At 43.2% G+C, this 5,700-nt stretch carries 7 protein-coding genes and 1 pseudogene; 2 read left to right on the top strand and 6 right to left on the bottom strand.

What is annotated here, in order from left to right; all coding sequences use genetic code 11:
* Positions 1-69: 69 nt before the first annotated feature.
* The 5 genes from WBA23_RS08445 to WBA23_RS08465 form a co-directional block, all read right to left on the bottom strand.
* Positions 70-681, bottom strand: coding sequence for a TIGR04282 family arsenosugar biosynthesis glycosyltransferase (locus tag WBA23_RS08445; RefSeq protein ID WP_424581836.1), 612 nt, complete (start codon positions 679-681; stop codon positions 70-72).
* Positions 682-745: 64 nt separating this feature from the next.
* On the bottom strand, positions 746-1,255 hold the full coding sequence (locus WBA23_RS08450) for a rhodanese-like domain-containing protein (RefSeq protein WP_424581837.1): 510 nt from the start codon (positions 1,253-1,255) through the stop codon (positions 746-748).
* Complete coding sequence (locus WBA23_RS08455; protein ID WP_424581838.1) at positions 1,255-1,641, bottom strand: rhodanese-like domain-containing protein; 387 nt, start codon at positions 1,639-1,641, stop codon at positions 1,255-1,257. The genes WBA23_RS08450 and WBA23_RS08455 overlap by 1 nt, the downstream gene beginning before the upstream one ends.
* Positions 1,631-3,019, bottom strand: a complete 1,389-nt coding sequence (locus WBA23_RS08460) for a glycoside hydrolase family 88 protein (RefSeq protein ID WP_424581839.1) — start codon at positions 3,017-3,019, stop codon at positions 1,631-1,633. The genes WBA23_RS08455 and WBA23_RS08460 overlap by 11 nt, the downstream gene beginning before the upstream one ends.
* A 506-nt stretch (positions 3,020-3,525) precedes the next feature.
* Positions 3,526-3,732 (bottom strand): hypothetical protein, encoded by a 207-nt coding sequence (locus WBA23_RS08465; RefSeq protein ID WP_424581840.1) that lies wholly within the window; start codon positions 3,730-3,732, stop codon positions 3,526-3,528.
* Between the two features lie 782 nt (positions 3,733-4,514).
* Here WBA23_RS08465 and WBA23_RS08470 point away from each other — a divergent pair.
* Positions 4,515-5,168 (top strand): NAD(P)-dependent alcohol dehydrogenase, encoded by a 654-nt coding sequence (locus WBA23_RS08470; RefSeq protein ID WP_424581841.1) that lies wholly within the window; start codon positions 4,515-4,517, stop codon positions 5,166-5,168.
* Between the two features lie 15 nt (positions 5,169-5,183).
* Positions 5,184-5,480: pseudogene (locus WBA23_RS08475) on the top strand (zinc-binding dehydrogenase); the annotation flags it as partial.
* Positions 5,481-5,497: 17 nt separating this feature from the next.
* Here WBA23_RS08475 and WBA23_RS08480 read toward each other — a convergent pair.
* On the bottom strand, positions 5,498-5,700 hold a 203-nt coding region (locus tag WBA23_RS08480; protein ID WP_424581842.1), incomplete at its 5' end, for an NYN domain-containing protein.

Here is a 5,700-nt window from a genome sequence, read left to right on the forward strand (position 1 = left end):
CTTTAACCTTCACCATCTCACCCTCTCTATCTCATTCGTAAATTTTAAGGAAAAGTTATGCAACATTTTCTATAAGAGCTTTACACCCAAAGGTGACTGTTTCAGATCTTCAACGGTATCAATATCATTTAGCACCGGAAGTTCTTTTAGTGATAATGCTAACTGAGTTACGTCGTCTCGAGTATTTTCGGCCACCGACTCAGTACTCCACTCTTTGTTGGAAAACAAAGAAGTATACAACTGGTTCATTCCCAGCAGATAATATCCTCCGTCCTGCGATGGGCCTAGTACGACATCGTGCTCGTGCAAAGCAGTAAAAGCATCAGTTAAATGCTGGGTCGTCAACTCAAAACAGTCGGTACCGATGATGCAGATACGGGAATAGCCTTGGGCAAAACCCTGAGCAAAAGCCTGCTGCATCCGCTCGCCTAAATCACCCGCTGACTGTAGTGCCTTGTGAAAAATATCTCCTTCCCACTGGTCGTCAGTTACAATGTGGGGAGTGTAGTAAACGATTTTATCTTGCGATATAGAGGATGTAACTGCATGGGTATGAGATAGCAACGCCTGATAAATTTCTAGTGCTTTTTCATTACCCACGCTGACTGCCAGTCGAGTTTTTGCTTTCCCGAGCTCAGGCACTTTGGCAAAAATGATCAGTAGTTCTTTATCAGAATTCATCAGCTTTTAGTCCACGGTCGGCAGTTATCATTCAGTACTTTCAATCTTCGGTCTCCGGTTTCCGTCAATACACTTTCACTCCGTTTCTTAGCCATTTAGACCAGTTTCGATTGTAGGTATGTACGCTGTCGGTGGGTTGGTTATGAGAATTAATGATTTCTTTGTCTTCGTTTTTCCACTGGAAGATACCGCCGTACAGGTTGTAAACATGCTGGAAACCGGCTTCCTTCATCGCTTCGCCTACTCGCTCACTACGGTAGCCTACCGAGCAGTAAACCACCACGGTATCTTCTTTAGAAAGACTACTTAGCTGATTGATATCAAATGAATCATAGTCAACTAGTTGCGCCTCCGGTAAGTGGCTCACATTGTACTCTTCTGGGGCGCGAGTATCTAGCAATACCATGTTTGTTCGGTGTTGCTGAAGACTATCTAACGTAGCCGACTGCATTAGCGGAACTGAGTTTTTGTAGAGCGAAGCTAGCTTTTCATCGTAGTTTTTTTGTCCACACGCCAAAAGGGAAATACTTACCATTAGGATTAGCCCAACACTCAACCGCAGAAACTCCTTCATTATTTTTCTACATTAAATCCGGCAGACTGCCAGCTCCGAATACCTCCGTTTAGGTTTTTTACATTTCGGTAACCCGCCTTCAGCAATTGCTGGGCTATTAGCCCGCTTCGCCCTCCCGACAAGCAGTACACCACAATGGGAGTTTCTTCCGAAATATCCTGAATATTGCTTAGCTGAAAGGTAGTGTAATTGACAAATCGGGCATTTTCCAGATGGCCGGTTTGGTATTCTTCCGGCGAACGGGTATCGAGCACTACAATACTACTATCTTCTCGCAAAAGTGCTTGCAGATCATCTGCCTCAACCAGCGGCATAGTAGTTTGCCCTACGCAACTGAACGACAATAAAACAAAGAGATGCAAAACCAGAAATATCTTATTCATCATCCATCTGAAAAAAAAATGTGTAGTACGGTTTATTATTAGCTAAACGCTGGATAAGCAGCGCAGCTTCGCGAGCGTGATAGTCGCCCCACATGCTAGACTCACCATTCGCAATTTTGCTGCCTTCGGGCACATAGTCCCAACCGTTGGGTTGATGATAGATAGAATGCAGAATTAATCCCTGGTGATCCTCGTCCGTACTTAGATAAGGCTCACGGAACAGGGTATCAAGCACAGTAAGCCCCGCCTGAAAATATCTTTTACCACTTTCATCTTTTCCCTTGCTTTGGAGATATTTTCCTAGCCGAAGCAAACCCTGCGCTGCAATGGCTGCCGCTGAGCTGTCGATAGGTTCGTAATCATTATACGGATCAGACGGATTATCCAGATAATCATCCATCTTATGAAGATTGGGTGCTCCCGTATCCCAGTAGGGAATACCGTCGGTGGGAGTATGTTCTATATAAAAATCGCAGGTAGCTTTCGCAGCTTTTAGCATAAAACTTTCAATCTCGGCACGGTCGCCGTAGTCGCTTAGTTCTTCATCGCTTAGTGTATCCAGAAATTCCAGTTCTTCGGCAAAACCACATATGGCCCAAGCCAGACCACGCGTCCAAGTAGAGAAACCCGTGTACCCCTGTTGTGAGTTCGGACAGCGATAGTTACCATCTTTGGTATTAAAAACACATTCATGAGCCGCTCGACCACGAATATCGTAGGCATCGCGACCTTCGCCGTAGAAAACAGAATAATCAGCCGTAGCTTTCAAATGCTGTAATGCCCGGTGCAGCAGATTAATCTTCACATCGTTTTCGGCTTGTAGCACGTGGCCTAGTTGATGCGCGACCATCAGTGCCCGACAGGAGCGAATAGTATCTACGAACAACGAGTGCGGCCCATTAAATGAGTGAATAAATCCCCCGTGCTTGGTCTTAGTCCAGCGGGTGGCCTGGGCTGCTCCGGAGGCTTTCAAGGCTATTTCGTAAAAGTGCTGTTCCCAATCATTGTGAGGAATCTTACCCTCCCGCATCAAGCGGCTTAGGTTGCCGTAGGTACTCACGTTATTAAAGCCATGATCGTGTACTCCGATATGGCTTACGTGCGGAGCCATTTCTGCTACCGTTTTGCTACGGCCGATGTTCAGAAACTGCTCATCGCCAGTAGCATCAAACTGCAAAATAGCCGAACCGTACTGAAAGCCCTGCGTCCACTCGGTCCAACCGCGGGTGGTATAGTGCCCTTTAACGGTAAAAACCGGCGAGCCCTTAGTTTCGTCGTAATGATTTTCAATATGCAGAATCTTCTGACCGGATAGCTCCCAGAAAGTATCTAGCAGTGGTTGTAAAGATTGCGGAGTAAGTTGGTGATTGATCTTCAGCATGAATAGTTGAAATTTGCCCGAAGATAAAGAGAATGGACTAGAGGGGCAAACTGAGAAGTAACTACTGGAAACCAGATGCTATTTTTGATTATTAGCCGGTTGTTGGTAGATTAAGTGCTTCGGTGCTATTTCTGCTGTATGCAGAATCAGGTGCGGACAGCTAAAAACATTGTGCACTACTATTCTCTTGAGCAGAATAGGCACAATTGATATTATAAAAGTTACGGCAATTAATCTTCATTGCCCGCTAATATCAGTCGCATAAAGGAGATATTGCTATTATCAATTAAATAATCTCAATAGCTGCTAGATAGATACTATTCCATTTAAAAAGCTTTTCTATTAGTGGATTTCCCAGCCCTCACTCAATACGATTCATCTTCTTGAGCATTGGGAATATCGGTAGCTGTGATGCTCAACGTTAAATTTGTTAGAGAAAGTTGAAGAGCACTCCAGGAAAAGTCTCGCTAGACAGTTTCAAAAGCGCAAACCGGGAAAACATAAAATCAGCCGAGGCGTGCCGCCTGCGAGGCAAAGCGATTAATTGTAGGGGTCTCGATAATATCATTTCCGGTAATATCAAAGTCACCGTAGCCCTGATCATCCGTCATTATAATAATGATGTTGGGCGAAATAGCAGCCTCACTACTTTGAGCAATTATGTTCAATGAAAAGACAAACAGTAAAATTGTTGCGAAGAAGATATGAGACATGAATGGTTAGTTTCATTACCAAAATACGAAAACAAACTCTTTCGTGCGGCTGATAGAACTAACTTCCTATCATAGGAGTACAAGTATCTGTCTAATGTGGATACTTATTTCTGGTGGGATATAAAAGGATAATTAGAAAAGACAGTTAGCTGGATAATATTCAGGGCGTTTTTCTCTCGGCAGACTGCTTTAGCCGACGCAAACTAGTTCGCACCTTGGCAACTCTCTTTCTGCTTTTTCGACATTGCTTCTTGCTCTCTTCAACTAAAGCCGTAGAATCCTGTAAGTAGCTATTTAACATTTCTTTAGTTTTAAATAAGTAACAGTTATCTATTTGATGAACAGACTATATGAAAAATATCAACTGTGTCAACAATATCAACTGTAATGATAAGAACAAAAATATTCTAATCGGGGTAACTATACATAAAATCAGTCAGTATTACGTTAGCCAATCCTAAGGGACGCACTAATACAATTTAGTCCTTTGGCCTATAGCGTCAAATTTAGTGCTAATGTACTAAATTTTGCCCAAATAATATTTGAACGAATTATGTAGGGTTGATTTTTCCCATTTTGCCTGCTGAAGTGAGGTACATTTTCGCCAATTATACCCTAGGCGTGCGCTGACTTTAACTATAATTATCAGTCGGTAAGCAAGGAAAGCACTATCTTCTATCTATTTGGTTTAAAAGTTTGCCTATTTAAATTATCTATGAAGACGATTCGCCAGATATTAGATTTTTAGTCACTACACTCAAGTATCATAAAACACTAATCCAATGAATGCTTTTGTCATTAACCAATATGGTTCACCCGCCGTTATAAAGGCTACTAAGATAAGCACTCCTCTTCTGGGACCAAAAGAGGTACTGATTCATGTGGTAGCTGCTGGTTTAAATCCACTTGATTACAAAATAAGGCGCGGCGACCTTAAAAACATGATCCGCCTTTCGTTTCCGAAAGTAATTGGTACTGATGTGGCAGGAACGGTAGTTGGAATAGGTAGCCAAGTCACTGACCTTCAGCCTAATGATGAAGTGTACGCTATGTCACCTGCGCCAAACTTTGGGGGATTTGCCGAATACGTAGCGGTAGATACCAAGCACGTAGCTAAAAAGCCCACAAACCTATCGTTTAAAGAAGCTGCCGCTTTTCCAGCCGCTGGACTTACTGCTTGGCAAGCATTGCGAAAAAAAGCGAATATCAGCTCGGGAAGTCGTGTTCTGGTTAACGGAGCTTCCGGTGGAGTTGGTACGTTTGCGGTTCAGGTCGCTAAAGTAGCTGGTGCTTACGTTACTGGCGTATGCAGTGCCCAAAACATTCAGCTAGTAAAAGAGCTAGGAGCGACTGATGTAATTGACTATAAACTTCAGGATTTTACCCGGATGCACCAACAGTACGATGTGATTTTTGATGCGGTTGGCAATCGCTAGTTTTCGGAATGCAAACCTGTTTTGGCGAAAAAAGGAACGTATGTTACTACCAATGTTTCGCCGAAGCTAATGTTTCAATCTGCTTTTTCCGCTATTCGTGGGAAGAAGTGTAAAATGATTATGGTAAAATCTGATAAAGAAGATTTGTACCAGTTAGCCCAGTTTACCGAAGCTAGCATGATCAAACCTATTACTCAAAAGGTATACGATGCTACTGAAAAAGATATGGTTGAAGCTCACCAGCAGTTAGAAAGCGGACACACCGTAGGTAAACTAATTATGAAGATGAACTTCCCAGATGCCGATAACTGAAATTAAGAACCTACTGACTATCCGGTGTATTCAAAACAATCTTCTTTGGTAATAGGGGTGAAATAATCAGCTTCTTCCAGTAGCACGGCGGCGGTGGTTTTTTCTACGGCGGCAATCTCTACCCGCACTCCTTCCGACTTCAGATGCCGCACTAGTTCTACGTAATCAGCATCGCCCGAAAGAATTACGATGGCATCTACTTTATGCGCCAGTTGGGTTG

The organism is Tunicatimonas sp. (assembly GCF_049647865.1).
GTDB lineage: Bacteria > Bacteroidota > Bacteroidia > Cytophagales > Cyclobacteriaceae > Tunicatimonas.